Raw genomic sequence first — 26676 nt, 5'->3', positions numbered from 1 at the left:
CACCATCGAGGTCTTCGTCGGCCGCCTGCGCAAGAAGATCGGTCCGGATCGGATCGAGACGGTGCGGGGGCTGGGCTACCGCATCCTGCCGCTGAAGGGGGAGGCGGCCTAGCCGTCCATCAGGGCCCCGCGCCAATATTCCGCCAGCGCGTCGCGAAGTTCGCTCTGGAAGTCCGCGTACAGGAGGCCGAGTCGGACATCACCAGCGAAGGACGCCGCCGCCGCGCCGGTGGATTGCCAGAGGCCGCGCGTCAGGGCGAAGCTGCGCATCAGCAGCTGACCGCCGCGCCCGGACGAGAGTGCGAGGGCGGCCTCGATCACGCGCCCCGTGTCGGCCAGCCTGCCGGCGAAGCCCAGCTTGAACGCGAGCTTTTTCTCTGCGTCCAGGTTGGCCTCCAGGACGCCGTAGCCGAGGGCGTCCATGCGCAGCAGTTCGGGACGGCGCTCCAGGTGCCGCGCATAGAGGTCGATGAACGCCGCCACCTTGGTCCCTGGCGGCGCGTCAGCCGAGGCGAAGACGTGAGCCACTTCGTTCAACAGCGCCTGGAGCTCCAGGGCGAGCAGGGCGACGAATATCTCCTCCTTGGTCTGGAAGTAGATGTAGATGGTGCCCTTGGCGAGACCTGCCTTTGCGGCGATCTCGGAGGCGGACGGCAGGCCGTCTTCTCTCTCTGCGAAGAGAGTGGCCGCGGCCTGGAGGATGACCTCTCGCCGCGCCTGCTTGTCCTGGACCGCCATCGCGCGTCGCGCCATGGACGGGAGACTAGCCCTCCGCCATCCGAAGGGCCATGGCCGCGGCGGTGTGGCGCGGCATCAGGCGCGCGCTGAAGGCCATGACCGCGTTCAGCGCGCCGGCCACCACGCTGGGCTTGCCGGCGAAGAGCGCGTCCAGGCCGATCCTGGCCACCTGAGAGGCGGGCAGCATGGTCCGGCGCAGGGAAGCCTTGGGCGCATAGCCTGACACGTCGAAGAACTCCGTCTGCATCAATCCGGGCGACAGCACCGTCACCTTCACAGCCGGCCCGAGCTCCACGTGCAGCGCCTCCCCGAAGGCCAGGATGTAGGACTTGGCGGCGCCATAGGCGGCGAGGAGCGGCGTGGGCTGGTGCGCGGCCAGGCTCGCCACCAGAAGGATGTGGCCCCGGCCACGCTCGGCCATGTCGCGCCCGAACACCTGGGTGAGTTCTGTGGCGGCGACGACGTCAAGCTGGAGCATGGCGCGCAGCCGTCCGGGGTCCTGCTCGAGGAACCGCCCGCTTAGGCCGAAGGCGGCGTTGTTGATCAGGATGTCAGGCCTGATCCCCTTCTGTCGCAGCCTTTGGTGCAGGTCTGCGGCCGCACCGGGGTCTCCGAGGTCCAACGGCTCCACATGGACGTCGACGCCATGATCCTGGTGCAGCCGGGCGGCGAGCTGGCGCATGGGCGCATCACGCCGGGCGACTAGGACGGGACACACGCCCCTGGCCGCCAAGGCCGTGGCGAACTCCGCGCCGAGGCCGCTGGATGCGCCCGTGACGATCGCCCAAGTCTTTTCCTCGTCCACGCCGATCCCTCAATGACTGTCGGTCATTTATAGATGACCGCTGGTCATCGTCAAGAGAGCTCATGTGGCGGGCTTGTCGCGACGCGTGCAAACACCGCCGCCCGGAGGCGGCGGTGCATGTTCTGGCCGAATTTAGAGATCAGGCGCGGGCGGCCGCCCCCACATCCCGCGTGGAAACCGACGCCGGCTTCTCCAGCACCTTGCGGTAGGTGGCGAGCGCCTGACCCACCACCTGGTCCATGTTGTAGTAGCGGTAGGTGGCCAGCCGGCCGACGAAGGCCACGTCGGGCCGCGTGCTCGTCAGCGCCTCGTACCTCTTGTAGAGCGCCTGCGCCTCGGCGTTGGGGATCGGGTAGTAGGGGTCGCCTTCGGCGCTCGGGTACTCGTAGGTGATCGAGGTCTTGGGGTGCTTCTGGCCGGTGAGGTGCTTGTACTCGCTGATGCGGGTGTAGGGCACGTCCGGGTGGGGATAGTTGACCACGGCGACGGACTGGAACTCCTCCATGTCGTGGGTCTCATGCTTGAACTGCAGGCTGCGGTAGGGGAGCTTGCCGAAGCGGTGGCCGAAGAACTCGTCGACGGGGCCGGTGAACACCAGCTGGTCGTAGAGGACCCGGTCCTTGACGTCAGCGAACTCGGTCTGCGTCTCGATGGTGATGTTCTTGTGGTCCAGCATGTTCTCGAACATGTGGGTGAAGCCCAGGCGCGGCATGGCCTGGAAGCTGTCGTTGAAGTAGCGGTCGTCAACATTGGTGCGGGTCGGCACCCGCGAGGTGACCGAGCGATCCAGCCCCGAGGGATCGATGCCCCACTGCTTCCTCGTATAGCCCTGGAAGAACTTCTCGTAGAGCTCGCGGCCGACGGCGGACACCACAACGTCCTCCGAGGTGCGTATCTGGGCCACGGGCTCGGCGCGGGAGGCCAGGAAGTTGGCCGCCTGCTCGTCGGTGGTCAGGTTCAGTCCATAGAGCATGTTGATCGTGGTGCGGTTGATCGGGATAGGCACCAGCTTGCCGTCCACGCTCGCCAGCACCCGGTGCTCGTAGGTGCGCCAGCCGGTGAACCGGCTGAGATGGCGCACGATCTCGTCGGAATTGGTGTGGAAGATGTGGGGGCCGTACTGGTGGATCAGCACGCCGGCCTCGTCGTGCACGTCGAAGGCGTTGCCGGCCACGTGCGGACGGCGGTCGATCAGCAGCACCTTCTTGTTGGAGCCCGCGGCCAGCCGCTCGGCGATCACCGAGCCGGCGAAGCCTGCGCCCACGACGAGCGCATCGAAGTGGCTCTTGCGGCCGGCGGGCAGGACGGCCGGAGCCGCCAGGCTGGAGCCCGCGTCCTTGGCCGGTGCGCTGGCCGCGGTGACGTTGGATTGCGCCTTGGCTTCCTGCGAATGGCGCACCACCGCTTCGTCCACCAGGGCGGCCATGCTGGCATAGGTGTTGTCCCACGACAGCTCGGCCAGCGCCTCGTCCACCGCCTCAAGCCAGGTGCTGGTCTTGGACTTGGCGAGCGCCAGGGCGTTCTCGCATCCGGCGATGAAGGCCTTGTGGGTGTCGGCGACGCAGACGGCCTCCAGCTCGCCGTAGTGGCGCTTCACGTCCACGATGGCGGTGGAGACCACGGGCTTGCCGCCGGCCAGATATTCCGGCGTCTTGGTGGGGCTGATGAAGCGGGTGGACTCGTTGATGGCGAACGGGGCCAGCGCCACGTCCCAGCCGGCCAGATAGATCGGCAGCTCGTCATAGCTCTTGCCGCCGAGGTAGTGGATGTTGACCCGCTTAGGCAGGGCTGCGGGATCGACCTTTACCACCGGGCCCACCATGACGATGGACCATTCCGGGTGGGCGTCAGCGAGTTCCCCGACCAGCTTCAGGTCCATCCGCTCGTCGATGACGCCGTAGAAGCCGAGCCGCGGGTGGGGCAGGGCGGCCTGGTCGGCGGGATCGTCGGCGGCGGTCAGGCTACGCGCCTTGGCGAAGTGGGGGCGGTCGACGCTGGAGGGGAAGGGGTGGATGTTGGCGTGCCAGCCGCGCTTGGCCTCGTACAGGCTGTAGCCGCCGGTGAAGACCACGTCGGCCAGGCCGACGAGGTCGCGCTCAAGCTGCTTCAGCCGCTCCGGCGCGAACTTGAAGGCGGCGAGCTCGTCCATGCAGTCGTAGACCACCGCCGCGGCGCCCTCCGCCACGTGGCGGGAGAACTCCAGCATCATGGGGGTGTAGTACCAGGCGATGGGCTTCTCGATGCCGTGCTCGGCGATCAGGCCGTCCAGCAGGCCACGCACCGTGATGACGACCTCGTCGGGCGACAGGCCTTCAGGCAGCATCGGCGTCACCACCGTCACGCCGGCCTGTTCGTAGCGGTCCAGGCTCGCCGTCGTCCCGGTTGCGGGCATCGGCTCCTCGAACACGATGACCTGCTTGGACTGGGCGAAGCGGGTCATCAGGTGCTGGGGCCGCTGGAACACGAACTTCCAACGCAGGTGGGAGAAGCAGATCAGGCTGTCGCCGCCGCGGTGCCCGAAAAATGTCGGCGCGATGATGGAAGAGGCTACGGCGGGCGAGACGAAACGCGGCGACTTGTCGTGCAAGGTCGGCATCCTGAACTGATGTTGAACAGAGGTGTCGCGACTTTAACGTTTCCGCCAGAAAAGCGTTCCCGAGCAGACCATCCAGGTGCGACAGTAACAACGAGCGGAAGTCAAATGTTAGATAGGCTGTCCAGGCGGGTCGTTCCAGCGGAGACATCAAGCCGAACGGCGACCGTTGATAACTCCGGCCCAGTATTTCCGAAATAGCGCGCGCTCAAGGATCGATGTTTGCGGTCAGCCTAGCTTCGTATGCTCGCTGTGGGCGCGTTGTGCAAGACTTTGCTGGCGCGCGCGGCTCAGCTTGGCGATAATGGCGGCGTGATCCGGGCCACGGCGCCGCGGACGCGTGCAGGAGTTATCTCGGGGGCCTAGCTTCCAGGCGCCTCCTGCACACGAGCAAGGGTTTGGATGGATCTACCGGCCGACTTCGAGCTGCAGCAGGCCGGGCAAGGGGCGACCCTGGTCCTGAGCGGCGACTGGACAGCGACGGGCCTCGGGCGCGCCGGCGCACGCCTTGCGGACGCCGCCCGGGGCCGTCCGCCCTCGACTCTGAGCCTGGCGCAACTCGGCCGATTCGACACCGCCGGCGCGGTGGCTCTGCTCAATGCAGGCGCCGCGCCGCCCCTGGACGCCATTGGAGACAGGCCGGACGTACGCGCCCTGCTGGCCCTGGTCCAAGGCGCACAGCGCGACAAACCGGCTCCGGCGCTCGGGGCGGCGGTTCCGGCCGGCCTCTACGGCCTGCTTGTCAGGCTGGGGCAGGGCGTGGCGCACCTGGGCCACGAACTCTACCACACCTTCATCTTCTACGGCCGGCTGCTGAGCGCGCTGGCCCGGCTCGCCATCGACCCGCGCCGGTTCCGCCTCGCCCCCACCGTGTCGCTGATGGAGCGGGCGGGGCTGGACGCCCTGCCGATCGTGGCCACCACCACCTTCTTCGTGGGCGCCACAATCGCCTTCCTGGGCACCGACCTGCTGGCCCAGTTCGGCGCCCAGATCTTCGCGGTGGAGTTGGTGGGCATAGGCGTACTGCGGGAGTTCGGGGTGCTGGTCACCGCCATCATCCTGGCCGGGCGCTCCGCCTCCAGCTTCGCCGCCGAGATCGGGGCGATGCGGATGAACCAGGAGGTCGACGCCATGCAGGTCATGGGCGTGGACCCGTTTGAGGCCCTGATCATCCCGCGCTTCATCGCGCTTTTGGTCATGACGCCGCTGCTGACCTTCGTGGCCATGATCGCGGGGCTCGCGGGGGGCGTGCTGGTGGTCTGGGCAGTGGTCGGCCTTTCGCCGGCCTTCTTCCTGCAGCGGATGCTGGACAATGTGGGCGTCACGCAGTTTTACACCGGCATCTGCAAGGCTCCGGTCATGGCCATGATCATCGCCGCCATCGGCTGCCGCCAGGGCATGGAGGTGGCGGGCGACGTGGAGAGCCTAGGCCGCCGCGTGACCACCGCCGTGGTCCAGGCCCTGTTCGCCATCATCATCACCGACGCCGCCTTCGCCCTGCTGTTCACGGGTCTCGGCCTGTGAGCGCGGTGCAGACCGCCGCCGCACGACTCTCCGAGGACGGAGCTGCGGCCGAGCCGGCGATCGAGGTGAGCGGCCTGGTGTCGCGCTTCGGCTCGCATCTGGTGCACGACAGGCTAGACCTGACCGTGCGCAAGGGCGAGATCCTCGGCCTTGTCGGCGGCTCGGGCGCGGGCAAGTCGGTGCTGCTGAACACCCTCATCGGCCTTCGCGAGCCGGACGCCGGGCAGGTCAAGGTGCTGGGGATCGACGTAGGCCGTGCCGGCGAGCGGGAGCAGCGTGAGCTGGAGGCCCGGTGGGGCGTGCTGTTCCAGGGCGGCGCCCTGTTCTCGGCGCTCAACGTGCGCGACAACGTCTCCGCTCCGCTTCGCGAGCACACCCGCCTGCCGCGTCGCCAGGTGGAGGCGCTGGCCGAGCTGAAGATCGCCCTGGCGGGCCTTGGCCCCGAAGTCGCCGGGATGAAACCCGCCGAACTCTCCGGCGGCATGCGCAAGCGGGTCAGTCTGGCGCGCGCTTTGGCGCTGGACCCGGAGCTGCTGTTCCTGGACGAGCCGACCGCTGGCCTCGACCCGATCGGCGCCCAATCCTTCGATCGGCTGATCGGGGAGCTGTCCTCCGCGCTCGGCCTGACGGTGTTGCTGATCACCCACGACCTGGACAGCCTGTACGCGCTCTGCGATCGGGTGGCGGTGATCGCTGACCACAAGATCGTCGCCGCGGCCCCTCTGGCGGAGCTGGAACGCTCCGAGCACCCTTGGATCAAGGCCTACTTCCTGGGCCCGAGGGGCCGCGCGGCGCAGGCCGGCCACGCCCTGGGCGCGGCCTGATGGAGCGCAACGCCCACTATGCTCTGGTGGGCGCGGTGTCGGCGGCGCTGTTCGTCGGCCTGCTGGTCTTCGTGGTCTGGCTGGCGAGGGCGCAGTTCACCAACCAGTACGCCGTCTACGACGTCGACTTCAAAGGGCCGGTGCGAGGCCTCTCCTCAGGCGGCGAAGTCTATTTCAATGGCATCAAAGTGGGCGGCGTCACCAAGCTGTCGCTGGACCGCGGCGATCCCAACCGCGTGGTTGCCCGCATCCGCATCACCTCCGACGCGCCGGTGAAAACCGACTCCATGGGCTCGCTGGAGCCGATGGGCATCACTGGCGTCAACTACATCCAGATCACCGCCGGCAGCCCCAACCGCCCGCTGCTCAAGGATGTGACGCCCAGCGGCCTGATCCCGGTCATCCACACCACCCAGAGCGCGCTGGAGGGTCTGCTGGCCGGAGGCGGGGACGTGCTGGCCCGCTCGGTGGAGGCGCTGGATCGGGTGAACACCTTGCTGTCGGACAGGAACGAGGCGGCCTTCAGCGCCACCCTGGCCAATGTCCGCGACGCCACGGGCCTGGTGAAGAACCAGACCCAGCTGCTCGCCGACCTGGACACAACGCTGAAGAGCGTCACCGTCTCATCCCAGCACATCGACACCCTGGCGCTGAACACCAACGACATGCTCACTGGCGACGGCAGGCGCACCCTGGCCAACCTCGACTCCGCGGCCACCCAGCTGAAGGCGACCGCCATCGACGCCCGCACCCTGATCGGCAAGCTGCAGGGACCGACCACCGACTTCGCCGACAACGGCTTGCCGCAGCTTTCACGCACGGTAATCTCGCTGCAGACCGCGGCGGAGTCGCTGGACCGTCTGGTCGGCGAGGTGGAGCAGAACCCCCGCCAACTGCTGACCAAGTCGCCGGCCAAGACCGTGCAGGTGGAGCCATGAGGCGTCTTCATCTCTGCCCCTGCGAAGCGGGGGGAGGGGACCAGGCGAAGCCTGGCGAGGGAGGCGTCGCCGGCGCTGCCTCATCGAGTTGGACGCTGCAGCGGCGGCGCCGCCGCCTCCGTCACGGCGCTGCGCGCCGCTCCACCTCCCCCGCTGCGCAGGGGAGGAGATGGGTCTCGCTTGCCGCTCTAGCCGCCTCCATCGGACTTTCGGGCTGCGTTTCGCTGCTGCCCAAACAGACGCCGGCGCAGCTTTACCAGTTCGGCCAGACGCCACCGCCAGCCTCTTCGCCGCCCAGCTTGGTCGTGGGCCGCGGCCAGGCCGCCCTCGGCGTGATCCTCAGCCAGGTGACGTTGCCCCGCGCGGCGCTCGGCGACGGTATCCTCACCGCCCGGGGCGACGAGGCCGCCTATATCGCCGGGGCGCGCTGGCTGACGCCCGCGGTGCTGATGTTCCAGGAGGACGTGCAGAACGCGTTCGCCACCCGCGCCACCACCGTGCGCCTGATCGACCGCGGCCAGCTCGGCGCCGCCACCGCCCTGCTGCGGCTCGACGTCACCGAGTTCGACGCCCGCTACGACCCGACCGCGGGGGGCGCCCCGACGGTGGTGGTCAGCCTACGCGCCACCCTGACCCGGGCGGACGGTCGTCAGCTGCTGCAGCAAGTCTTCACCGAACGCCGTCCCGCTGCGCAGGACCGCGTCTCCGCCATCGTCCAGGCCTATGACGCCGCGGTGCAGGGCGTCATGGCCCAGGCGGTGGACTGGACCCAAGCCCATACCCCGGTCATCGCCGCCGAGCTGGACCCCGCCGCACCGACCGCACTTCCCCCGCCGCCAGTCCGCGCCTCGAGGCGCCTTCCCCAGTGAGCCCTCAGGACGGCGCCACGGAGCCGCTCGGCTGGCCGGCGGAGGAGCCGGTTCTGCGCGCCATCGCCATGCCGTCCGACACCAACCCCGAAGGCGACATCTTCGGCGGCTGGCTGGTCTCGCAGATGGACTTGGCCGGCGCCACCGTCGCCTTCCGTCGCGCCCAGGGCCGCTGCGTGACGGTCGCCATCGACGGCATGAGCTTCATCAGCCCGGTTTTTGTCGGCGACGAGGTCAGCTTGTTCGCCCGGCTGCTGAATGTGGGCCGAACGTCCGTCCGCGTGTCAGTGGAGGCTTGGCGGCGGCGGCGTGACGGACGCGACGTCTACAAGGTGACCCAGGGCGTCTTCGTCTACATCGCCATCGACGGCGAGCGGCGGCCACGCCCCCTGCCGCCGGAAGACTAGGGAAAAAAGGGGCGACGCCTCCCGACGCCGCCCGCGCATCCCCGGCCTGACGGCCGGAGTGGATCAGGCCGGCGCGCTGGCGTGCGGGTCGGGCCTATAGCCTTGAAGCGCCTGCCCCTTGGCCTTGTCGAAGATGGATTTGCAGGCGCCGTCCTGCTTGGCGAAGGTGCGTCCGATCTCCTTCCAGGTGGCGCCCTGGTCGCGCATGCGGACGAGCCGGGCCACGTCTTCCGGCGAGAGGCTGTTGCGAGGGCGGCGGTAGCGGGGAGCGATCATCGTCTGCGCCTCCCTGGCTCAACCTGCGGAGGTCGCGGCGGGAGTGGCGCGCGCCTGGAACAGCGAGAAGAAGCCGTCAACCATGGCGCTGGCGAACACCCCCAGCAGCGGCCCCACCAAGGGGCCGCCTAGACGTGCGGCCTCCGCCGCAGCCTGGGCGTCGGCGGCTTGGTGCAGGCTGGAGGCGGCGCCCCCGAGCGCCGTCTGGGCGGCGGGGGTGAGCTCGGGGATGACGGTCTCCAGCATGGAGGCGAGGGCTCTCAGCCCCTGAGACGGCTTTGACATCGGACAACTCCACAGAACGAAACAGGAACGCCTGGTGTGTGCGCTGGACGTACATGCGAGTCAACCCGAGCGGGCTCCGACAGGGCGGCTGGACAGTCGAAGCGACATTTTGCATCCTGCGCACATGGCGACGGACGACGAAGCCCATCCGGGCCACTACCTGCGCGAATGGCGCAAGGCGAGCGGCCTGACCCTGGAGCAGGCTGCCGACCGTATCGAGCGCGCATCGGAGGCGCGCCTCGATGGCGCATCTTCGGTCCGGCCCATTGGCATGACCCACGCCACCCTCAGTCGGATCGAACGCGGAAAGCTACCCTACAACCAGGTTTTGCTGGAACTTTTAGCCCAGGTCTATCGGACCGATCGTGCAAGCCTGATCATGCGCGACCCGTCGGACCCCGAGGGACTTTGGACGATCTGGGAGCAGTTGAAGCCCCGCGAGCGCGCTCAGGCCGTGGAGGTCATGAAGGCGCTCCACCGCACGCGTGCGGTGGCATGAAAGCCGACACGGCTTGCGCCGGGTGTAAGCAGTCTCCTGTTAATCGCACGCGATCGTCCGCATCGATGCGGGAATGTTTAGGCAGAACGCTTACGTCCAACGTACATATGTGGAAAATAGCGCCTCATCGCAGATCTTGATGAGGCTAAGACTGGCGATCGTGCCTTGGCTCATCCGCGCTCGGTTCTTTCTGAGGAAAAGGGAGTTCGTCCCTCCTGCGAGCAGTCTGGATTTGGCATGCGTCAGGAACGGACGCAGTCACGTCTCCGGCGGATAGGCGTGGCGCGCGCCGCCCGGCGCCTCGACCTCCACCCCATCCTCCAAATTGTGCAGGTAACACGGTCCCACCGGCGCCTTGCCGTAGCCGCCCGGGATGTCGAGCACATAGGTCGGCTGGCACAGGCCCGATACGCGACCACGTAATCTCTTCATCAGCGTCTGTCCGTCCTGCAGCGTGGTTCGGAAGTGTGCGGTGCCGGGCGCGAGGTCGGCATGGTGCAGGTAGTAGGGCTTGATCCGCGTCTCCACGAAGGCGCGCATCAGCGCTTCAAGCGTGACGGGATCGTCGTTGACGCCCCTCAGCAGCACGCTCTGGCTGAGCATCGGCACGCCGGCGTCGACAAGCCTCGCGCATGCGGCGCGCGCTGCAGGCGTCAGCTCGCGCGGGTGGTTGGCGTGTAGCACCACATAGACCGCCGTCCGCCGCCCCTTCAGCGCCGCCATCCGCTCCGGCGTGACCGCGGCGGGATCGACGGCGGGGATGCGGGTGTGCAGCCGCACCACCTTGACGTGCTCGATCGCCTCCAGCCGCGCCATCACCGCGCCCAGCCGCCGGGCGGAGAGGATCAGCGGGTCGCCGCCGGTCAGGATCACCTCCCAGATGGCCGGATCGGCGGCGATGTAGGCCATGGCCGCTTCCAGCGCCTCGCCGGCCAGCTCGCCCCCGCCGCCGGGCCCCACCACTTCGCGGCGGAAGCAGAACCGGCAGTAGGTGGCGCAGGTGTGGGTGAGCTTCAGCAGCACCCGGTCCGCATAGCGGTGCACGACGCCGGCGAGCGGACTGTGCGCCCCGTCGCCGATGGGATCGGCGCGCTCCTCGGCCGTGGCGTCCAGCTCGAACGGCTGGGGCAGGAACTGGCGGGCGATGGGGTCGTGCGGGTCGGCGGGGTCGATCAGCCCAGCCATGGCCGGCGTCACCGCCACCGCATACCGCGCCGCCACCCGCTCCAGACCGGGCAGCGCTTCAGCCGCCACGAGGCCGGCGTGCAGGAGGTCGGCGGGGGTGCGGAGCGGCTTCACGGGCGCAGGTATGGCGGGACGGGAAGGGCGAGGCAAACGTGGGGCGCGGGAAGGGTGGATGTAGGCTATTTTGAAGAGCTGGCGACCGAGAAGACCCAACGCAGCCGTTGACACGACCCACCTGAAGACGAAAAATCCGGTACTGATCTGAGGGTGAGATGACGTCGTATAGCTTGACGAGCTTGATAGCCGCAGGCCTCGTTCAAGCCCAAGTCTGGGCGGCCATGCCCTGCGCTCCGGTTAGGTCGCCGACGCCTGTGACTGAGGCATCGCGAGTTTTAAGTCCAGACGATTACCCCCGCACGGCTGATGATCTTGCAAGCAAGTTGATCCGTTTTGTTGACATGCCTCAGCGCCAGCTGAAGGCGAAAGACGTCGAGAATGTCCTGGGCGTGCATTTGACCGAGGTGAAGCCGACCTCTCCGCGACAGTCGAGATATGCCTTTTACGACGCGGAGGCCGGCAAAGACTGGTATTTCGACATGATGATTAGCAGATAAAATCCCGACGCGATGTTTCACGTCGCCCATCCCCGATTGATCCGCTCGTCTGGCTTTTGCATCGCTATTCAGCAGCTCGCTGAAGGTTTAGCTGAAAGTGGCCACTCTCCTTCTGAGACTAAAGCACTTGAACCTGAGAACCCTAGGCTCGTCTTCTACAAGGAAGGGACGGAGGTTCAGATTGGTTACGATCGAGCTAATTGGATGACCTTCATTTCCATGACGGGCGCACCTGATGCACGCAGAGTAGGCTGATGAATTTGTAGAGTTGAAAAACTACCTCTAACCAACTCTCAATGGGTCTGCTCCTCGTCGAACGCGCGTCTCAGCCTCAGCCGTCCTTCAGCGTCGCCAGCATTTCGCGGCGGAGATGGCGTTGAGGCGGGTCTGGTAGCCGCGGCCGTGGGAGCGGAGCCACGCCAGCACGTCGGCGTCCAGGCGCACGGTGGTGGACGTCTTGCGCGGTTTGTAGAAGCGGCCCCGCACGGCGTTCGTCCATGCCTCGTCCGGCAGCGGAGGAATATTGCTCGTGTCGATATCGGACTCCGCCAGTGCGGCCAGCGCCGCCAGCTCCGCTTTCTGCCTCCCGGTGAGCGGGGGGAGGGCCGCCAGATCCAAGGTGTGGCTAATGAGGCTGGTTTCCATAGCGTCTTCGTTCTGCACGCGTGGCCCCTCCGCGCCGAGATGATGCGGAGTGACCTCGATCTCTGTTCCATCCTCGTCCTCTTCAAGCAGGGTGTGCGCCACCCTTAAGACGGGATGAGGACAGGGGCGCCTGACTGCTGCGGTTGCGTCTAAGGACCGTCACTACCCGTCATTATAAGGGCGGATCGGGTGTCGTCATGGCGTCCAGATCACCTCCTCCACCCGCCCCGCGCCAGTGGCCAGCATGACCAGGCGGTCGAAGCCGAGGGCGGCGCCGCTGGCCGGGGGCATGAGGGGGAGGGCGGACAGCAGGTCTTCGTCGAGCGGATAGCGTTCGCCGTAGAGGCGGGCCTTTTCCGCCATCTCGGCTTCGAAGCGGCGGCGCTGTTCGGCGGGGTCGGTCAGCTCGCCGAAGCAGTTGGCCAGCTCCACGCCGCAGGCATAGAGCTCGAAGCGTTCGGCCAGGCGCGGGTCGCGGGCGGTGCGCCGCGCCAGGGCCGCCTCCACCGTCGGGTATTCGTAGAGGATGGTGGGCGCGCCTCGGCCCAGCCGCGGCTCGATGCGCTCCACCAGCACGCGGCTGAACACGTCCGACCAGGTGTCGTCCCCGGCCGTGCGCACGCCGGCCTGGGCCGCCGCGGCGGCCAGGGCGTCGCGATCCGCGCCGGTCCCGCCGGACAGGGTCGCCAGCAGGTCGATCCCGGCATGGCGCGTGAAGGCCTCGGCCACGCTCAGCCGCTCCGGCCTCGCGCGCGGATCGCAGGTTCCGCCCCGGAAGGCGAAGGCCTCCACCCCGGCCGTGTCGGCGGCCAGGGTCAGCAGGGCCTCGCAGTCGGCCATCAGGGTCTCGTAGGGCTCCTCCGCCCTGTACCATTCCAGCAGCGTGAATTCGGGGTGGTGCAGGGGTCCGCGCTCGCGGTTGCGCCAGACCCGGGCGAAGTCGAAGATGCGCCGCTCGCCCCCCGCCAGCAGCTTCTTGGCCGCGAACTCCGGCGAGGTGTGCAGATAGAGCGGCGTGCGCGTCCCGTCCGGGCCGATGGCCTCGGTGGTGAAGGCGTGCAGGTGCGCCTCGTTGCCGGGGGAGACCTGCAGGGCGGCGGCCTCCACCTCGGTGAAGTCGCGCGCCTCGAACCAGGCGCGGAACGCCCGCTTGATGGCATTGCGCACGATCAGGCGCGGGCGGCGGTCCTGGTGGACGTCGGGCCGCCACCAGGGCTCGGACGGGGAGGGCGGGGGCAAGGCGCGGGACCTCTCGGGCGCGGGGGTGGCGATTTCGGCGGCGTTCGCTATAGGTCGCGCCGATCCCGATCCATTCGGACCCGAACGGCGCCCCAAAGAGCGCCCGTCCAGCCTTTGAGGACCATATACGTGAAGGTCGCCGCCAGCTCGCTTCGCAAGGGCAACGCCCTGGACATCGACGGCAAGCTCTACATCGTGCTCAGCATCGAGAACATCCACCCCGGCAAGGGCACGCCGGTGACCCAGCTCGACATGCGCCGCATTTCCGACGGGGTGAAGGTGTCGGAGCGCTACCGCACTACCGAGGTTGTGGAGCGCGCCGAGGTGGACGAGCGCAACCACACCTTCCTCTACAGCGACGGCGACGGCTTCCACTTCATGAACCCGGAGACCTACGACCAGCTCACCGCGTCCAAGGCCATGGTGGGCGACGCCGCGGCCTATCTGCAGGACGGCATGACCGTCTCGCTGATGGTGCACGACGATCTTCCTCTCGCCGTCGAGCTGCCGCCGCGCGTGACGCTGGAAGTGGTGGAGACCGAGCCGGCGGTGAAGGGCCAGACGGCGTCGGGCTCCTACAAGCCGGCGATCCTGTCCAACGGGGTGCGCTGTATGGTGCCGACCTACATCACCGTGGGCACGCGCATCGTGGTGATGACCGAGGACGGGTCGTACTCGGAACGCGCCAAGGACTAGACCCGTCAAGCACGCCGCGCGCCGTTGCGGACCCGGCTTGAACCGGTAGGGTGACGGCGTCCTCCGCCGCTGCGCGAGCCGGGGGGACGGTTCGGGTCGCGGAGAGGCGCATGAAGGGGGGCCGGCTGGGCGAGACGTTCACGTTGCAGGCTTGGCTTGCAGGGTTGGGCGCGGCGGGGGTGCTTTCCATCGCCGGACACGCCCTGGCCCAGGCCTCTGGCCCGGACCAGCTCCACGCCATCCTGAAGGACTACGACACCTTCTACGCCAAGGCCGACCCCATCGGCGCCGGCCAGCGAGGCGATCTGGCGGCCGCGGCGCTCTGGCCCGACGACAGCCCCCGGGCGGAGGCGGAGCGGCTGGCGCAGAACCGTACCTTCCGCCGCCGGCTGGACGCCGTGCCGGCCTCGGTCCTCACCGGCGAGGACGCCTTGAACCAGGAGCTGCTGAGCCGCCAGCTCGACCTCGACATCCAGGGCTCAGCCTTCGACGAGGACCGCATCCCCTTCACCAATGACGAGGGCTTCTTCGTCACCTCGTCCTACGCGGCCGAGAGCGTGCGCATCCATAACGAGGCCGAGGCCAAGGCCTGGTTGACACGCATCGCCACCCTGCCGGACTACTACGCCACCAAGATCGCCAACATGCGCCGGGGGCTCGCCACCGACTTCGTCAGCCCCTCGATCACAGCGAAGACCGCCGCAAAGGCCACCCGCGCCCAGGCCGACCTGCCGGTCGAGCAGAGCCCGCTGCTGCAGCCCTTCGACAGCCTGCCCGCCGCCATGCGGCTCCAGCGGGATGCGCTCCGCGCCCAGGCGCTGGAGCTGATCCGCGCCCGGGTCAAGCCCGCCGAGCAGCGCTTGGCCGCCTTCTTCGCCGACGACTACCTGCCTCACGCCCGTACGACGCTTGGCGCCTCCGCGTTGCCGGACGGGCGCGCCTACTACGCCTACCGCGTGCGGCGCGAGACCACCACCGACATGACCCCGGACCAGATATTCACGCTCGGCCTGTCGGAGATCGCCCGCATCCGCGCCGCCATGGCGGTGGAAATCCAGGCTTCAGGCTTCCAGGGCACGTTTGCAGCGTTCCTGCAGAAGCTCCGCACCGACCCGAAGTTCTACCTGACCTCGCGCGAGGCGTTGATGGAGCGGGCCAGCCGGCTGGCCAAGCGGGTGGACGACCAGCTGCCCGCCTACTTCGGCAAGCTGCCGCGCCTGTCCTATGGCGTGCGCGAAGTGCCCCGCGCCATCGAGGACGGCTACACCTCCGCCCGCTACGACCCCGGCAGCCCCGAGCAGGGCGTGGCCGGAGGGCTGATGATCAACACCTCCCACCTCGACCAGCGGCCGCTCTACGAGCTGCCGGCCCTGGTCAGCCACGAGGGCGCGCCCGGCCACCACATCCAGATCGCGCTCGGCCAGGAACTCGTGGATACGCCGCTGTTCCGCAAGGACGGCGACATCACCGCCTTCGTTGAGGGCTGGGCGCTCTATTCGGAGCAGCTGACCCGGGAGATGGGCCTGTACGAGACGCCCTACGACCGCTTCGGCCTGCTCTCCATGGAGATGTGGCGCGCCTGTCGACTCGTCATGGACGTGGGCGTCCACTGGAAGGGCTGGACGCGGGAGCAGGCGGTCGCCTGCCTGAAGGACAACAGCGCACTCTCCGACAAGAACATCCAGAACGAGACCGACCGTTATATCGGCTGGCCGGCCCAGGCGCTGGGCTACAAGATCGGCGAGCTGAAGATCGCGCAGCTCCGCGACCGGGCGCGGGCGGCGCTGGGGCCGCGGTTCGACTACCGCAACTTCCACGACGTGGTGCTGGACGAGGGCGCGATGCCGCTAAACATCCTGGAGCGGCGGGTGGATGCCTGGATCGCAGTGCAGAAGGCGCGAACGTAGAGCGGCGCTGCTTGGGTCGAGACGCGAGCAAGCTGACGTCTTACCTCTCCGCATCCTGAGGTCCCTCGCAGGACGCGTCTCGAAGGAAATAGCCGGAGTCGGCCGCCCTCGCCTAAGAGCCAGCAATAGCCTAAGCTCCGCTCGTCCGGACCCGGGCGGGAGAGCGACTATGAAGCGGATGTTGGCGGCCCTGGGCTTGACGGCTGTCGTTTGTGGCGCCTGCGCAGTCCCGGCCCAAGCGGCCCTGCCCGTGGGTGCAGCGGCGCCGGACTTCACTGTCCCAGCGACTCTCGGCGGCCACGAGTTCAGCTTCAAGCTCGCGGACGCCCTGAAGAAGGGGCCGGTGGTCCTCTACTTCTACCCTCAGGCGTTCACGGGCGGCTGCACGGCTGAAGCTCACGCCTTCGCCGCCGCCATCGACCAATACAAGGCGATGCACGCCACCGTCATCGGCGTGAGCCATGACGAGATCGCCAAGCTGGACCGCTTCTCGGTGTCGGAGTGCCAGAGCAAGTTCCCGGTCGCGGCTGATCCTACCTTGATGGTAGCGAAGTCCTATGACGCGAAGATGGCCCTGGTCGGCTACGCGGCGCGGACCTCCTACGTCATCGCGCCCGACGGCAGGGTGATCTACGCCTACAGCAACATGAACCCCGGCGATCACGTGGCCAACACCCTCGCAGCGGTGAAGGCCTATGAGGCGAAGCATGGCTAGGGGCTCCTTCAGGCGAAGGATCTAAGGGCGACGGCCTAAGTCCCGGGGCGTGGCTCCCTGCCGCCTTATCGCACCCGAGCCGGCGGCTCGACGTCGCAGAGGCTGAAGTCCGCGCCGCGCGCCTGACGGGTCCGCGCCACCAGGGCCGCGAAGGCGGCGCCGGCTTCGTCCATGACTTCCACCCGAGGCCGCTCGGCGGCCGGCATGTCGGCCAGCACGCGCACCTCCAGCATCCGGTCCGGATGAGCGGGGGGAAAGCCCGGCGCCAGGGCGTCGATCGCCGCCTGCCCCACCAGGATGCGCCCGACCACGCTGTAGTCATGGTCGAGGTAGCGGTTGGCCGTCTGGGTGAAGAAGATCTCGCTGTTGCCACTGTCGACCCGCGCGTCGCGACCCATCCCGAGCACGCCCTGGCAGATCGCTCCCCAGGCGCGCAGCCCGTGGTGGCCGGGCACGGAGGCGCCGGGCTGCAGCGCGGCCACGGGCGAGCCGCCCACAAAGCCCTCGATCCCATCGCTGGAGCGCCGCACGACGTTCAGAGTGCTTGGCGGCAGGTCGTCGACCAGAAATTCGGGCGCCAGGTTGGGGAGGCTCGACTTGCCGCCGTCCTTATTGTCCGGATCACCGGTCTGGGCGAAGCGGCCGGGCAGCACCCGGTGGAACAGCAGCCCGTCGTAGACGTGCATGCGCGCGAGCGCCTTCACCCGCGCGACGGACCGCGGCGCCAATTCAGGGCGAAGCTCGACGATCACTAGGCCGCGGCTCGTGTCCACCACCAGGGTGTTCTCGGGATCGACGGCTCTCCATCCTGGCGCCGTCGCCAGGAGGGCGGCGAGGAGCAGCCTGATCAAGGCGTGCCGCCCGGGCCAGCATGAACGGTGATGGCGGCGTCAGCCGGACGGCGCCAGGAGCTCGACGGCTGGATGAAGGCGGCCCGGCCGTCTGCGAGCCGCCCGGTGCACGTCATGACATCCCCTCCGTCCAGCACGGCGAGCTTATCCCTACCCGCCGACGTGCGCCAGATGGGTGAGCGCTTCTTCGCTCAGGCCGTGCGCAGTCTTGATCAAACACAACTTGAACGTCCAGCTTCAAGCGGGAGAAGACGCCAAGGGGAAGTCTTCTTGAGGACAACTGGCGGGGTGCGTGGATTTGTCCTCTTTACGCGCCTTTTAGGGAATCTGCAGGCACGCCGGTGCATTGATTGGGTGGATGAGCGCGCGCCACTCTTTTGACACGGCTGCCCAAACTTCAGACATAATGTGACGAAGCAGACATTTCTTTGGGCCGGCGCGGGAAAAGCCTCGGCCTTGCGGGTTGGAGGGCTCCAAGTGCCCCGGGGACGAGGCGCTGACGAATCAAGACGCCGTCGAGCGCTCAGGCGCATATCTGCAAGGGGACGGTTTTAGGATGAAGCTAAGGCGCGACTACTTGTTCTCGTCCACGATGATCGCGGGAGTGGCGACCCTCTCAGTAGGCGGTTCCGCCCTGGCCCAGGCGATCCAGACCGCGCCTATGCAGACCGTCCAGATGCCGTTGCCCGCGACCCCGGCCTTCGGCCCAGCTGCGGCGTCCGCCCTGCCGGCGACGAGCGCCAACGGCGCCGCGACCCAGGCCAACGAGGTCGTGGTCACCGGTTCGCGCATCCGGTCTCCCAGCCTGACATCGACCAGTCCGCTCACCGTGGTGGGCAGCCAGGAGTTCACCAACATCGGCGCCACTGCGGTGGAGCAGGTGATCAACGAGCTGCCTTCGGTGACGGCCGACCAGACCTCTGGCCTCTCGGGCCTCTCCAACGGCATCGCCACCATCAACCTGCGCGACCTGAACGCCAAGCGCACCCTGGTGCTGGTCAACGGCAAGCGCCTGATGCCGGGCGATCCAACCGGCCTCTACACCAGCGCGGTGCCGGACGTGAACGTGATCCCCAGTGAGCTGGTGGACCGGGTGGAGGTGGTCACCGGCGGCGCCTCCGCGGTCTATGGCTCCGACGCGGTCGCCGGCGTGGTCAACTTCGTCATGAAGAAGAACTTCCAGGGTGTGGAGCTGGAGTTCACCGACAACTTCGCCGAGCACGACAACAACGACCAAGTGGCCCGCGGCCTGATCTCGGATGCAGGCTTCACCCAGGCGCCCGCAGGCAACCAAGTCTACAACCTCAACGAAGAGGCCAGCGCCCTTTTCGGGGTCAACGCACCGGACGGCAAGGGCAACATCACCGCCTATGTCGGATATCGCCACCTCGAGCCCATCGTGGAGTCCAAATACGACTACAGCGCCTGCACCATCAGCGCCGGCGCCTCAGCCAGTGCTGCGGCCAACATCTATGACACCCACGTCTGCGGCGGGTCGAGCAACGGCATCTACGGCAAGTTCGTGCCGTCCTCCGCCCTGTCGGCGCTGGGTGTGGACACCACACACCAGTTCCACGACAATCCGGACGGTAGCCAGAGCTTGGTCACCAACCATGTGCCGGCCTACAACTATGGCGCTACGAACTACTTCCAGCGTTCCGAGACCCGCTATACCGGGGGCTACTTCGCCGATTACAAGATCAACCCCATGTTTGATATCTACTCGGAATTCATGTTCGACGATGATCAGACGGTGGGTCAGATCGCGCCCAGCGGGTTTTTCGCCGGCACAGGCGCGGGCGGCGCGAGCACCTACAACATCAACTGCGACAACCCGCTGATCGCCGCCAGCGAACAGGCGCAGCTCTGCGGCACGGCGGCCGGAACCCCGACCCAGGTCGCTTACCAGGTCGGCTACCGCTTCGCGAGCTTCCCCCGCGACTATGGGTTCCAGCACGAGGACTACAAGATCAACATCGGCTCGCGCGGCGATCTGGGCTCGGGCTGGAGCTATGACATCTACGGCCAATACGGCACGGCGAACGTCTCCAACCTCCTGCTGAACGACGTGTCCACGTCTCGCCTGCAGAACGCACTGCTTGTCGATCCGACCACCGGCAAGTGCATCTCGGGCGGCGCCTGCGTTCCGATCAACGTGTTCCAGTTGGGCGGGGTCAGCCAGGCCGCCTTCAACTATGTCACGGCGCCGGCCCTGCAAGAGGGCTCCACGACGGAGCAGGTGGTCAGCGGTTCGATCAGCGGCGACCTGACCCGCTACGGGATCAAGAGCCCTTACGCCGCCACCGGGGTCGGTGTCGCCCTGGGCGCAGAGTACCGGCGCGAGAACCTGGTCTTCCAGCCCGACCAGGAATACATCGACGCCGACCTGTCGGGCACCAGCGGCGCCCTGCCCAACGCGGGCAGCTTCGACGTGTACGAGTTGTTCGGCGAGGTGCGGGTGCCGCTTGTCACCGACCTGCCCTTCGTCAAGGACCTGTCGTTCGACGGCGGCTACCGCTTCTCCCAGTACAGCACCGCGGGCATCACCGACACCTACAAGGCGCAGATGGAGTATGCGCCCACCGCCGATATCCGCTTCCGGGCCGGCTACAATCGGGCGGTGCGCGCGCCCAACGTGGTGGAGCTGTTCAAGCCGCAGAACGTCGACCTGTTCGGCGGCTCCGATCCCTGCGTGGGCGCCAATCCGGTCGCCTCGCTCGCAGCCTGCGTGGCCACCGGATTGCCCAAAAACCTGTACGGCAAGTTCAGCGCCGACAACTTTGACTGCCCCGCTGGCCAGTGCTCCAGCCTCACTGGCGGCAACAAGAACCTGGCGCCCGAAAGAGCGGATACCGAAACGGCGGGTTTCGTCTTCACGCCCACCCCGTCATGGTCGCGCGGGTTCACCTTATCGGTGGACTACTTCAACATCGTCGTGCGCAACCTGATCCAGTCCATTCCCAACAACGTGTTCGTCAACGAGTGCGTCGCGGGTGATCTGGCGGTCTGCGCAGAGAGGTTCCACCGGGATCCGGACACCTTCACCATCTACGGCCAGGACGGTTACGTCTCGTCCCTAAACACCAATTCGGGTTTCCTGCGTACCGACGGCATCGACGTGGAGGGCGACTACCGCAAACGGATCGAGGAGTTCGGTCTGCCCGACATCGGGACGATCAGCGTCAATGTCCTGACGACCTATACCAACAGCTTCACCACCCAGCCGGTCAGCGGCGGCCCGGTCTACAACTGCGTCGGCCTCTACGGCCTGACCTGCGGCAACCCCTTACCCAAGATCAGGGGCAAGGCGCGCTTCACCTTCCGGCCCTCGCACCTGCCGGTGCAGGTATCGGCCCAGATGCGCTATGTCGGCCCCACCCACCTGGACGCCAACACCGACCAGCCGCTGCTCACCAACCACGCCTATGGCATAACCGACACGGCCGACAACAGCATCCACTCCTTCACCTACCTCGACCTCACCGCCGCCTGGCAGATCAAGGATCAGCTCAGCCTGACCGTCGGCTGCAACAACGTGCTGGACAAGGACCCGCCCATCGTCGACTCGGGCTCCTTCGTCGGCGCCGGGGAGACGGGCGGCAACGGCAACACCTTCAACGGCGTCTACGATGCGTTGGGCCGCACGCTGTTCGTGACGCTGAAGGCCGACTTCTGACCTGAGGGGCTTTCGGGCAGGCTAGATAGCCCGCTCATCCCGGCGGATGCCGGACCCGGATCGTAGAGCCCGGCGCTTCGAGTGAAGTCAGGTCCACTCATGACGGACGTGTCCTATAATCTGGGTCCCGGCATCCGCCGGGATGAGCGGGTGCGAGGACAGGCGCAGGATGGCGGTATGACGGAGCAGCGTCTCTACGGAGGCGCTGCAGAGGCCGCAGCGGAGCCGGCCGCCCCCCCGGCCAAGGTGCTGGCGGCGCTGCAGCGCGGAGACGGGGAAGCGGCCGCAAGGCTGGCCGAGCAGGCGCTGGCCGCAGGCGTCGTCCACCCCATGCTGTATGGCCTGCGGGCCCGCCGCGCCGAGGGTCAGGGGCGCTTGCTTCACGCGCTGGAGGACTTCAGCGCTGCCGTGCGCCTAGCGCCCCAGAACGCCGAACTGCAGCAGGCGCAGGGCGCCCTGCTCGTGCGGCTGGGCCGCGGGCGCGAGGCGATGGCCGCCTTCCGGCGGGCGCTGGCGCTGCGGCCCGATCTCGGCGGCGTCTGGCACGAGCTCGGCATGGCCCAGATCGGCGATGGCGATGTGAGCGGGGCGCGCACCAGCCTGACCCAGGCGGCGGAGCGCCTGCCGGGGCGGCCCGAACCGCTCGGCCAACTGTCGGTGCTGGCCACCCGACGGGGGGACTGGGAGGAGGGCCGCAGGCTGGCCCTGGCGGCGCTGGCGCTTGATCCCGCGATGGCCTCGGCGACACGCGCCCTGGCGGAGGCCGATCTGCAGGCCGGTCGCCCGGATGAGGCGGCGGAGCGGCTGGAGGTCTGGCTGGCTCACGGGACGGGTCCCGGTCCGGCGCGCCGCCTGGCTCTGGGACTGCTCGGCGACGTCCGCGAGCGGCAGGGCCGCCATGCCGAGGCGTTCGCCCTTTACGCCCAAGGCAATGCCGAAACTCGCCGCCTGCATGAGCCGCGGTTCGGCCGGTCGAAGCTCGTGGAGACGCTCCAGGGCCTGCGCACCCAGACGCTCAGCGCCCGGCCGGAGCCGTGGCGGTTGCCGCTCGTCGGCGAGCCGCCGCCGCCGCCCAGGGTGCACGTCTTCCTGATGGGCTTCATGCGGTCGGGCACCACCCTGCTCGAACAGGCCTTGGCGGCGCGGGACGACGTCGTCACGCTGGAGGAGCGGGAAGCGCTCACCTCCGGTGTGCAGGCCTTCCTTGGCGAGCCGAACGGTCTGGAGCGGCTGCGGCACGCTGACCTTTCAACCCTGTCGCGACACCGGGCCGACTACTGGGCGCGCGTGCGAGGCTTCGGCGTGGAGCCGGCGGGCAAGGTCTTCGTGGACAAGAACCCCTTCAACGGCGTCAAGCTGCCGCTGCTCTGGCGGCTGTTCCCCGAAGCGAAGATCGTCTTCTCGCTCCGCCAGCCCCAGGATGTGGTGCTCAGCTGCTTCAAGCACCGCTTCGCCGTGAACAGCTACACCTACGAGCTGCTTGATCTCCAGAGCGCCGCCCGCCTCTACGACAGCTACATGCGCCTGGTGCAGACGTATCTGGACGTGATCCCGGGCGACGTGCTGCTCTACCGGCACGAGGACCTAGTGGCCGATCTACCCGGCGCGCTGGCCCGCATCTGCGATCACCTGGGCCTGGAGCTGAGCGCGGAGATGTTCGACGTCGGCCGGCGTGTGCGCGAGGGCCGTGTCTCCTCGCCCAGCGCCGTCCAGCTGCGCAACGGCGTCAACCGGCAGGGCCTGCAGACCTGGCGGCGCTACGCCACGCACCTGCAGGGCGTCCAGCCCCTGCTCGAGCCTTGGAGCCGAACCTTCGGCTATGTCGAGGGCGGAGGTGGCGCGCCTTCGTTCAAGCGCGCCGCCACCGCCGCGGGATGCGCTTCAGACCGCGACGGCGCCTGAAGGGGCGAGGGAGCCTTCCAGCTCATGGAAGGGCCGGGCCTCCACCAGCTCCGGATCGACGGCGGGGGTTAACAGGCGGCCGAACACCAGGCTGGACAGCAGCAGCGCCATCCCGCCGCCCGCCACCAGGGCCGCGTGCAGCAGCCAGAAGTTTGTGGAGCTCATCCGCTCCAGCAGGCCGCCCAGCCACCCCACCAGCATGTTGGAGACAAACATGTGCAGGTAGTAGACACCCACCATCAGTCCGCCCACGGCCTTGGGCGAGGCTCTGGTGAACAGCGCCAGGCCCACCGGCACGACGTTGGCGATGCCGATCTCGTTGAGGAAGTGGAAGACCAGGGCCCAGGCCAGCCCGATCTTATGGCCGGTCGCAGCCTCCTGGGCGCTCAGGCCGGCCAGCAGCAGTGGAGCGGTGGCCGAGACCATGCAGCCGATCACCAGCTTGTTGATCTCGTTCACCTCGCCCCACCAGCGCGCGCTGTAGCGCCAGAACACCACTACGCCCGACATGCAGGCGATGGCGATGATGGAGGTGAGCGACAGCAGCCAGGTGACCGGCATGGCGTGGCCTATCAGCCGCAGGTCGTAGTGCTGCTCGCCCCAGACCAGGTAGGTGTTGAACATCTGCTCGTTGCCCACCAGCGACAGGGCGAGGGCGGGCAGGAGCGCCAGCAGCAGCAGGACGGTGCGGCCCTCCCCACGCGCCAGGCGGCGCCGCGGCGCATGGGCGACGGCGCGGCGTTGGTGGCTCTCTGGGGTCCAGCGCTGGCCGTAGAGATAGACCGCCAGGCTCGCCAGCATGCCGACGCCCGCTGCGCCGAAGCCCCAGTGCCAGGCGATCCCCTGTCCCAGCGCGCCGCAGACCAGCGGCGCCACGGTGGCCGCGCTGGCTATGCCGATGATGTAGAGCTGGAAGGCGTCGGCTCGGCGCAGGTCGCCTGGCGCATAGAGCTCGCCCACCTGGGTGGCGATGTTGCCCTTGAAGCCGCCGACGCCGGCCACCAGGCAGGCCAGCGCGATCAGGAACGGCTGCTCGAAGGCCATGAGGAAGTGGCCGAGCATGAGCAGCAGCGCCCCGATCACCACCGTGCGGGTGCGGCCCAGCAGCCGGTCGGCGATGTAGCCGCCGGCGATCGGCGTCAGATAGACCCCGCCCGAGTAGAGGCCGAAGATCACCGAGGCCAGCGCCTGGGTAGAAAGGTGGCCGTAGACCTGCTCGATGGCGTGGCGGAAGCCCGCAAACCCGGCCACGTGCTCCACATGGCCGGGCAGGAGCAGGCGCTGGCCCATGTAGAGCACCAGGAGCGCCTGCATGCCGGAGAAGGAGAACCGCTCCCAGGACTCAGCAAAGGTGAGATAGCCGAGACCGCGCGGGTGACCGAGGAACAGCTTCAGGCGGACGGGATCGACGGCCGGTGGGGTCTGCTCGGTCATGCCTGGACGCCTTGAATGGAGCGAGCGCTGGCGAGTTGGCGGCGCATGTGGCGCCTACACCGCCGTCGACGGGTTCAGTTCCTCAGGGTGGGTGCGGGCGCGCTCATAGACCTTGGCGCCACCAGCATGGTGGGGACCAGGTAGGTCCCGTGCGCCTTAAAGAGGGCGTCGGAGCCGGCGTTCGCGCGGGAGACATGCTCGGTGGAGTCGACGCCGAGCAGGATGGCGTGGTCGATGGCTTGCGTCCCGTGGGCGTGAGCGGCGGCCTTCATGTGCAGGGCATGGGCGGTGTCGATCGCTCTGATCTCGTCGTCGGCCAGCAGCGTGTTGCGGGCGGACACCGTCGACCCGGTGGCGTCGTCCTCGTTGGTGCGGGTGACCGCCAGCCGGATCGGGTCACCCGCGCGCCAGGTGGCGGTGATGTGGTCGTGGCAGTCGATCAGCCCAGGCAGCACCGTCTGGCCGGACAGGTCGATGACCTCCGCGCCGGGCGGCGAGACGAAGCCCGGCTGCACCGCGGTGCTGCGGTCATCGTGGATCAGGATGGAGACCTGGTCGCGCCCGGTCTTGGTCACACCGTCGATGAGGCGTCCGGCATGCACCACCACGTCCCGGGCCTGCGCCGTCCCCGCCGCCAGCAGCGCCGCCGACGCGCCCAGAAGCAGGCGCCTGACCCGAAACGAAACCATCCCATTCTCCCGCAACGCCCGACCTTACGGCACCATCTCGCCGGGGAGCCCATGCGGCAAGGCGATCCGGACCCTCCCGGACACAATGCAGCAGGGGACGGCTTGCAGGCTGGGCTTGGCCGCGAAGAGCCTTAGGATCGGGCAGGATGGACCCTCGCAGCGGAGACGACATGCGAAGCGAACTCGCCGATCCAGGGCCTGTGCGCCTCGCCGCTGTCCACGCCGCCCTCGGCGCCGGTGAGGTCGACCGGGCGATTGCGCTGGCCGAAGCGGCGCTGCAGGCGGGCGGCCGCGATCCGCTGGTGTTCAACCTCCTCGCACACCGCCGTCAGGTGGAGGGCCGTTACGGTGAGGCCATGGGGCTGCTCGAGACCGGCCTGCGCTTTGCGCCGGACGACGCCTTTCTTCTCTGCGCGCTCGCGGGATGCCTGTCGCAGCAGGGACGCGACGTCGAGGCGCTGCGGCTTTACAACCAGGTATTGGCGTCCGCGCCTCTGCACGCCCAGGCCCATCATGGCCGTGGCCTGGCTCTGGACGCCCTGGACGAGGCCGAGCCGGCCCGCAGCGCGTACCTCAGGGCCGTCGAGCTCGCGCCGGAGTACCCGGACGCCTTGGGCGCCCTCGCCAACCACGCCTTGCGCCGAGGCGAGCTGGACCAGGCGCGGAGCTACGCCGGCCGCGCTCTCGCCGCCGACTTCGACGAGCCGGCCGCGACGCTCGTCCTCGCGTCCATCGAGCTGAAGCGGGGCGAGCCCTCAACGGCGGCCGACCGGCTGGAGCGGCGGCTGTCGCGCCCCGGTCTGTCGGCGCTGCACCAGGGCGCGCTCGGCTCGCTCTACGCCGACGCCCTGGATCGTCTTGATCGGCCTGAGGCCGCCATGCAGGCGCACGCCCGCGCCAACGCCGCCATCTGGGCGGTGCACGGGCCGCAGCTCGCCGCAGCGGGGGTGGAGCCCGGCGTGGACCTCTGCCGCCGCCTGCAGGCGAGCTTCGCGCGCGCCGATCCGGCCGACTGGCACGCGGCGCCGGCTCCGGCCGGGTCAACTTCTGACGCGCCGGCCGGCCACGTCTTCCTGGTCGGCTTCGTGCGCTCGGGCACCACCCTGCTGGAGCAGGTGCTGGCCAGCCACCCCCAGGTGGTCGCCCTGGAGGAGCAGCCTCTGCTGCGCGGCATGGCCAAGCCGTGGTTCGGCGACGACGCGGCGCTGCATGGCCTCGCCACGCTGGACGAGGTCCAGGCCGAGGTCCTGCGCACGGACTACTGGCGGCGGGTGCGCGCCTATGGCGTCGAACCGGCCGGCCGCATCTTCATCGACAAGAACCCGCTGGACGGCGTCTGGCTGCCCCTGGTGGCCAAGCTGTTCC

General features: G+C 68.3%; 24 protein-coding genes. 13 read left to right on the top strand and 11 right to left on the bottom strand.

The features are described 5' to 3' along the window. The coding region (locus HUV06_RS04675; protein ID WP_174300110.1) for a winged helix-turn-helix domain-containing protein at positions 1-112 on the top strand (112 nt) is incomplete at its 5' end. Here the strand turns inward: HUV06_RS04675 and HUV06_RS04670 are convergent. The 3 genes from HUV06_RS04670 to glf form a co-directional block, all read right to left on the bottom strand. Beyond that, positions 109-753 (bottom strand): TetR family transcriptional regulator, encoded by a 645-nt coding sequence (locus HUV06_RS04670; protein WP_174300109.1) that lies wholly within the window; start codon positions 751-753, stop codon positions 109-111. The genes HUV06_RS04675 and HUV06_RS04670 overlap by 4 nt on opposite strands. Before the next feature lie 10 nt (positions 754-763). Continuing rightward, a complete protein-coding gene (locus HUV06_RS04665) occupies positions 764-1543 on the bottom strand; it encodes an SDR family oxidoreductase (RefSeq protein WP_174300108.1) in 780 nt (259 codons plus the stop codon). A gap of 139 nt (positions 1544-1682) precedes the next feature. Then, positions 1683-4130: a UDP-galactopyranose mutase gene (glf, locus tag HUV06_RS04660; RefSeq protein ID WP_254600879.1), complete on the bottom strand. Its 2448-nt coding sequence runs from the start codon at positions 4128-4130 to the stop codon at positions 1683-1685. A gap of 408 nt (positions 4131-4538) precedes the next feature. Between glf and HUV06_RS04655 the strand changes: the two genes are divergently transcribed. From HUV06_RS04655 to HUV06_RS04635, 5 genes are all read left to right on the top strand, one after another. Continuing rightward, the gene (locus HUV06_RS04655; protein WP_174300107.1) at positions 4539-5660 is read left to right on the top strand and encodes an ABC transporter permease; all 1122 of its coding nucleotides are present in this window, start codon (positions 4539-4541) and stop codon (positions 5658-5660) included. A gap of 5 nt (positions 5661-5665) precedes the next feature. Further along, positions 5666-6484, top strand: coding sequence for an ABC transporter ATP-binding protein (locus HUV06_RS04650; protein WP_174300114.1), 819 nt, complete (start codon positions 5666-5668; stop codon positions 6482-6484). Continuing rightward, on the top strand, positions 6484-7422 hold the full coding sequence (locus tag HUV06_RS04645) for an MlaD family protein (RefSeq protein WP_174300106.1): 939 nt from the start codon (positions 6484-6486) through the stop codon (positions 7420-7422). The genes HUV06_RS04650 and HUV06_RS04645 overlap by 1 nt, the downstream gene beginning before the upstream one ends. A gap of 305 nt (positions 7423-7727) precedes the next feature. Beyond that, positions 7728-8291, top strand: a complete 564-nt coding sequence (locus HUV06_RS04640) for an ABC-type transport auxiliary lipoprotein family protein (protein ID WP_174300105.1) — start codon at positions 7728-7730, stop codon at positions 8289-8291. A 68-nt stretch (positions 8292-8359) separates the two neighbouring features. Continuing rightward, positions 8360-8698, top strand: a complete 339-nt coding sequence (locus HUV06_RS04635; protein ID WP_174300113.1) for an acyl-CoA thioesterase — start codon at positions 8360-8362, stop codon at positions 8696-8698. A 63-nt stretch (positions 8699-8761) separates the two neighbouring features. On the opposite strand, the gene HUV06_RS04630 is transcribed toward HUV06_RS04635, so the two are convergent. Both HUV06_RS04630 and HUV06_RS04625 read right to left on the bottom strand, forming a co-directional pair. Then, on the bottom strand, positions 8762-8974 hold the full coding sequence (locus HUV06_RS04630) for a hypothetical protein (protein WP_174300104.1): 213 nt from the start codon (positions 8972-8974) through the stop codon (positions 8762-8764). A gap of 18 nt (positions 8975-8992) precedes the next feature. Continuing rightward, positions 8993-9259, bottom strand: a complete 267-nt coding sequence (locus tag HUV06_RS04625; RefSeq protein WP_174300103.1) for a hypothetical protein — start codon at positions 9257-9259, stop codon at positions 8993-8995. A 124-nt stretch (positions 9260-9383) separates the two neighbouring features. On the opposite strand from HUV06_RS04625, the gene HUV06_RS04620 reads away from it, so the two are divergent. Further along, on the top strand, positions 9384-9758 hold the full coding sequence (locus tag HUV06_RS04620) for a helix-turn-helix transcriptional regulator (protein WP_174300102.1): 375 nt from the start codon (positions 9384-9386) through the stop codon (positions 9756-9758). 258 nt (positions 9759-10016) lie between these two features. On the opposite strand, the gene HUV06_RS04615 is transcribed toward HUV06_RS04620, so the two are convergent. The 3 genes from HUV06_RS04615 to epmA all read right to left on the bottom strand — a co-directional run bounded on the left by HUV06_RS04615 (position 10017) and on the right by epmA (position 13441). Beyond that, positions 10017-11057: a lysine-2,3-aminomutase-like protein gene (locus tag HUV06_RS04615; RefSeq protein ID WP_254600878.1), complete on the bottom strand. Its 1041-nt coding sequence runs from the start codon at positions 11055-11057 to the stop codon at positions 10017-10019. 842 nt (positions 11058-11899) lie between these two features. Then, positions 11900-12304 carry a BrnA antitoxin family protein gene (locus HUV06_RS04610; RefSeq protein ID WP_217433633.1) on the bottom strand — a complete coding sequence of 135 codons (405 nt, stop codon included), beginning with the start codon at positions 12302-12304 and terminating at the stop codon, positions 11900-11902. A 93-nt stretch (positions 12305-12397) separates the two neighbouring features. Next, a complete protein-coding gene (epmA, locus tag HUV06_RS04605; RefSeq protein WP_174300101.1) occupies positions 12398-13441 on the bottom strand; it encodes an EF-P lysine aminoacylase EpmA in 1044 nt (347 codons plus the stop codon). A gap of 129 nt (positions 13442-13570) precedes the next feature. On the opposite strand from epmA, the gene efp reads away from it, so the two are divergent. The 3 genes from efp to HUV06_RS04590 all read left to right on the top strand — a co-directional run bounded on the left by efp (position 13571) and on the right by HUV06_RS04590 (position 16759). Next, complete coding sequence (gene efp / locus HUV06_RS04600) at positions 13571-14137, top strand: elongation factor P (protein ID WP_174300100.1); 567 nt, start codon at positions 13571-13573, stop codon at positions 14135-14137. A gap of 110 nt (positions 14138-14247) precedes the next feature. Then, on the top strand, positions 14248-16044 hold the full coding sequence (locus HUV06_RS04595) for a DUF885 family protein (RefSeq protein ID WP_174300099.1): 1797 nt from the start codon (positions 14248-14250) through the stop codon (positions 16042-16044). Positions 16045-16213: 169 nt separating this feature from the next. Continuing rightward, positions 16214-16759 (top strand): peroxiredoxin, encoded by a 546-nt coding sequence (locus HUV06_RS04590; RefSeq protein ID WP_174300098.1) that lies wholly within the window; start codon positions 16214-16216, stop codon positions 16757-16759. Positions 16760-16824: 65 nt separating this feature from the next. On the opposite strand, the gene HUV06_RS04585 is transcribed toward HUV06_RS04590, so the two are convergent. Then, positions 16825-17610, bottom strand: a complete 786-nt coding sequence (locus tag HUV06_RS04585; RefSeq protein ID WP_174300097.1) for a peptidylprolyl isomerase — start codon at positions 17608-17610, stop codon at positions 16825-16827. Positions 17611-18166: 556 nt separating this feature from the next. Here HUV06_RS04585 and HUV06_RS04580 point away from each other — a divergent pair. Continuing rightward, positions 18167-21286 (top strand): TonB-dependent siderophore receptor, encoded by a 3120-nt coding sequence (locus HUV06_RS04580; RefSeq protein ID WP_174300096.1) that lies wholly within the window; start codon positions 18167-18169, stop codon positions 21284-21286. 177 nt (positions 21287-21463) lie between these two features. Next, positions 21464-23188, top strand: a complete 1725-nt coding sequence (locus tag HUV06_RS04575) for a sulfotransferase (RefSeq protein ID WP_174300095.1) — start codon at positions 21464-21466, stop codon at positions 23186-23188. Here the strand turns inward: HUV06_RS04575 and HUV06_RS04570 are convergent. Further along, positions 23168-24622 carry a peptide MFS transporter gene (locus tag HUV06_RS04570; RefSeq protein ID WP_174300094.1) on the bottom strand — a complete coding sequence of 485 codons (1455 nt, stop codon included), beginning with the start codon at positions 24620-24622 and terminating at the stop codon, positions 23168-23170. The two genes, HUV06_RS04575 and HUV06_RS04570, sit on opposite strands and share 21 nt — an antisense overlap. 74 nt (positions 24623-24696) lie before the next feature. Further along, positions 24697-25311: a hypothetical protein gene (locus HUV06_RS04565; RefSeq protein WP_174300093.1), complete on the bottom strand. Its 615-nt coding sequence runs from the start codon at positions 25309-25311 to the stop codon at positions 24697-24699. Positions 25312-25457: 146 nt separating this feature from the next. On the opposite strand from HUV06_RS04565, the gene HUV06_RS04560 reads away from it, so the two are divergent. Further along, a partial coding sequence (locus HUV06_RS04560; protein WP_174300092.1) for a tetratricopeptide repeat-containing sulfotransferase family protein occupies positions 25458-26676 on the top strand: 1219 nt, incomplete at its 3' end.

It is taken from the genome of Caulobacter sp. S45 (assembly GCF_903642205.1).
Lineage (GTDB): Bacteria > Pseudomonadota > Alphaproteobacteria > Caulobacterales > Caulobacteraceae > CAHJWH01.
Note: the sequence above shows the minus strand (reverse complement) of the source record. Positions and strands in the feature narration are given on the sequence as shown.

Excerpts from the sequence above, each read along its gene's own strand:
- HUV06_RS04625 (WP_174300103.1), bottom strand. The coding sequence starts at position 9,259 with ATGTCAAAGCCGTCTCAGGGGCTGAGAGCCCTCGCCTCCATGCTGGAG.
- HUV06_RS04620 (WP_174300102.1), top strand. The coding sequence starts at position 9,384 with ATGGCGACGGACGACGAAGCCCATCCGGGCCACTACCTGCGCGAATGG.
- HUV06_RS04580 (WP_174300096.1), top strand. The coding sequence starts at position 18,167 with ATGAAGCTAAGGCGCGACTACTTGTTCTCGTCCACGATGATCGCGGGA.
- HUV06_RS04590 (WP_174300098.1), top strand. The coding sequence starts at position 16,214 with ATGAAGCGGATGTTGGCGGCCCTGGGCTTGACGGCTGTCGTTTGTGGC.
- HUV06_RS04570 (WP_174300094.1), bottom strand. The coding sequence starts at position 24,622 with ATGACCGAGCAGACCCCACCGGCCGTCGATCCCGTCCGCCTGAAGCTG.
- HUV06_RS04635 (WP_174300113.1), top strand. The coding sequence starts at position 8,360 with ATGCCGTCCGACACCAACCCCGAAGGCGACATCTTCGGCGGCTGGCTG.
- HUV06_RS04565 (WP_174300093.1), bottom strand. The coding sequence starts at position 25,311 with ATGGTTTCGTTTCGGGTCAGGCGCCTGCTTCTGGGCGCGTCGGCGGCG.
- HUV06_RS04575 (WP_174300095.1), top strand. The coding sequence starts at position 21,464 with ATGACGGAGCAGCGTCTCTACGGAGGCGCTGCAGAGGCCGCAGCGGAG.
- HUV06_RS04595 (WP_174300099.1), top strand. The coding sequence starts at position 14,248 with ATGAAGGGGGGCCGGCTGGGCGAGACGTTCACGTTGCAGGCTTGGCTT.
- HUV06_RS04670 (WP_174300109.1), bottom strand. The coding sequence starts at position 753 with ATGGCGCGACGCGCGATGGCGGTCCAGGACAAGCAGGCGCGGCGAGAG.
- HUV06_RS04645 (WP_174300106.1), top strand. The coding sequence starts at position 6,484 with ATGGAGCGCAACGCCCACTATGCTCTGGTGGGCGCGGTGTCGGCGGCG.
- HUV06_RS04630 (WP_174300104.1), bottom strand. The coding sequence starts at position 8,974 with ATGATCGCTCCCCGCTACCGCCGCCCTCGCAACAGCCTCTCGCCGGAA.
- HUV06_RS04655 (WP_174300107.1), top strand. The coding sequence starts at position 4,539 with ATGGATCTACCGGCCGACTTCGAGCTGCAGCAGGCCGGGCAAGGGGCG.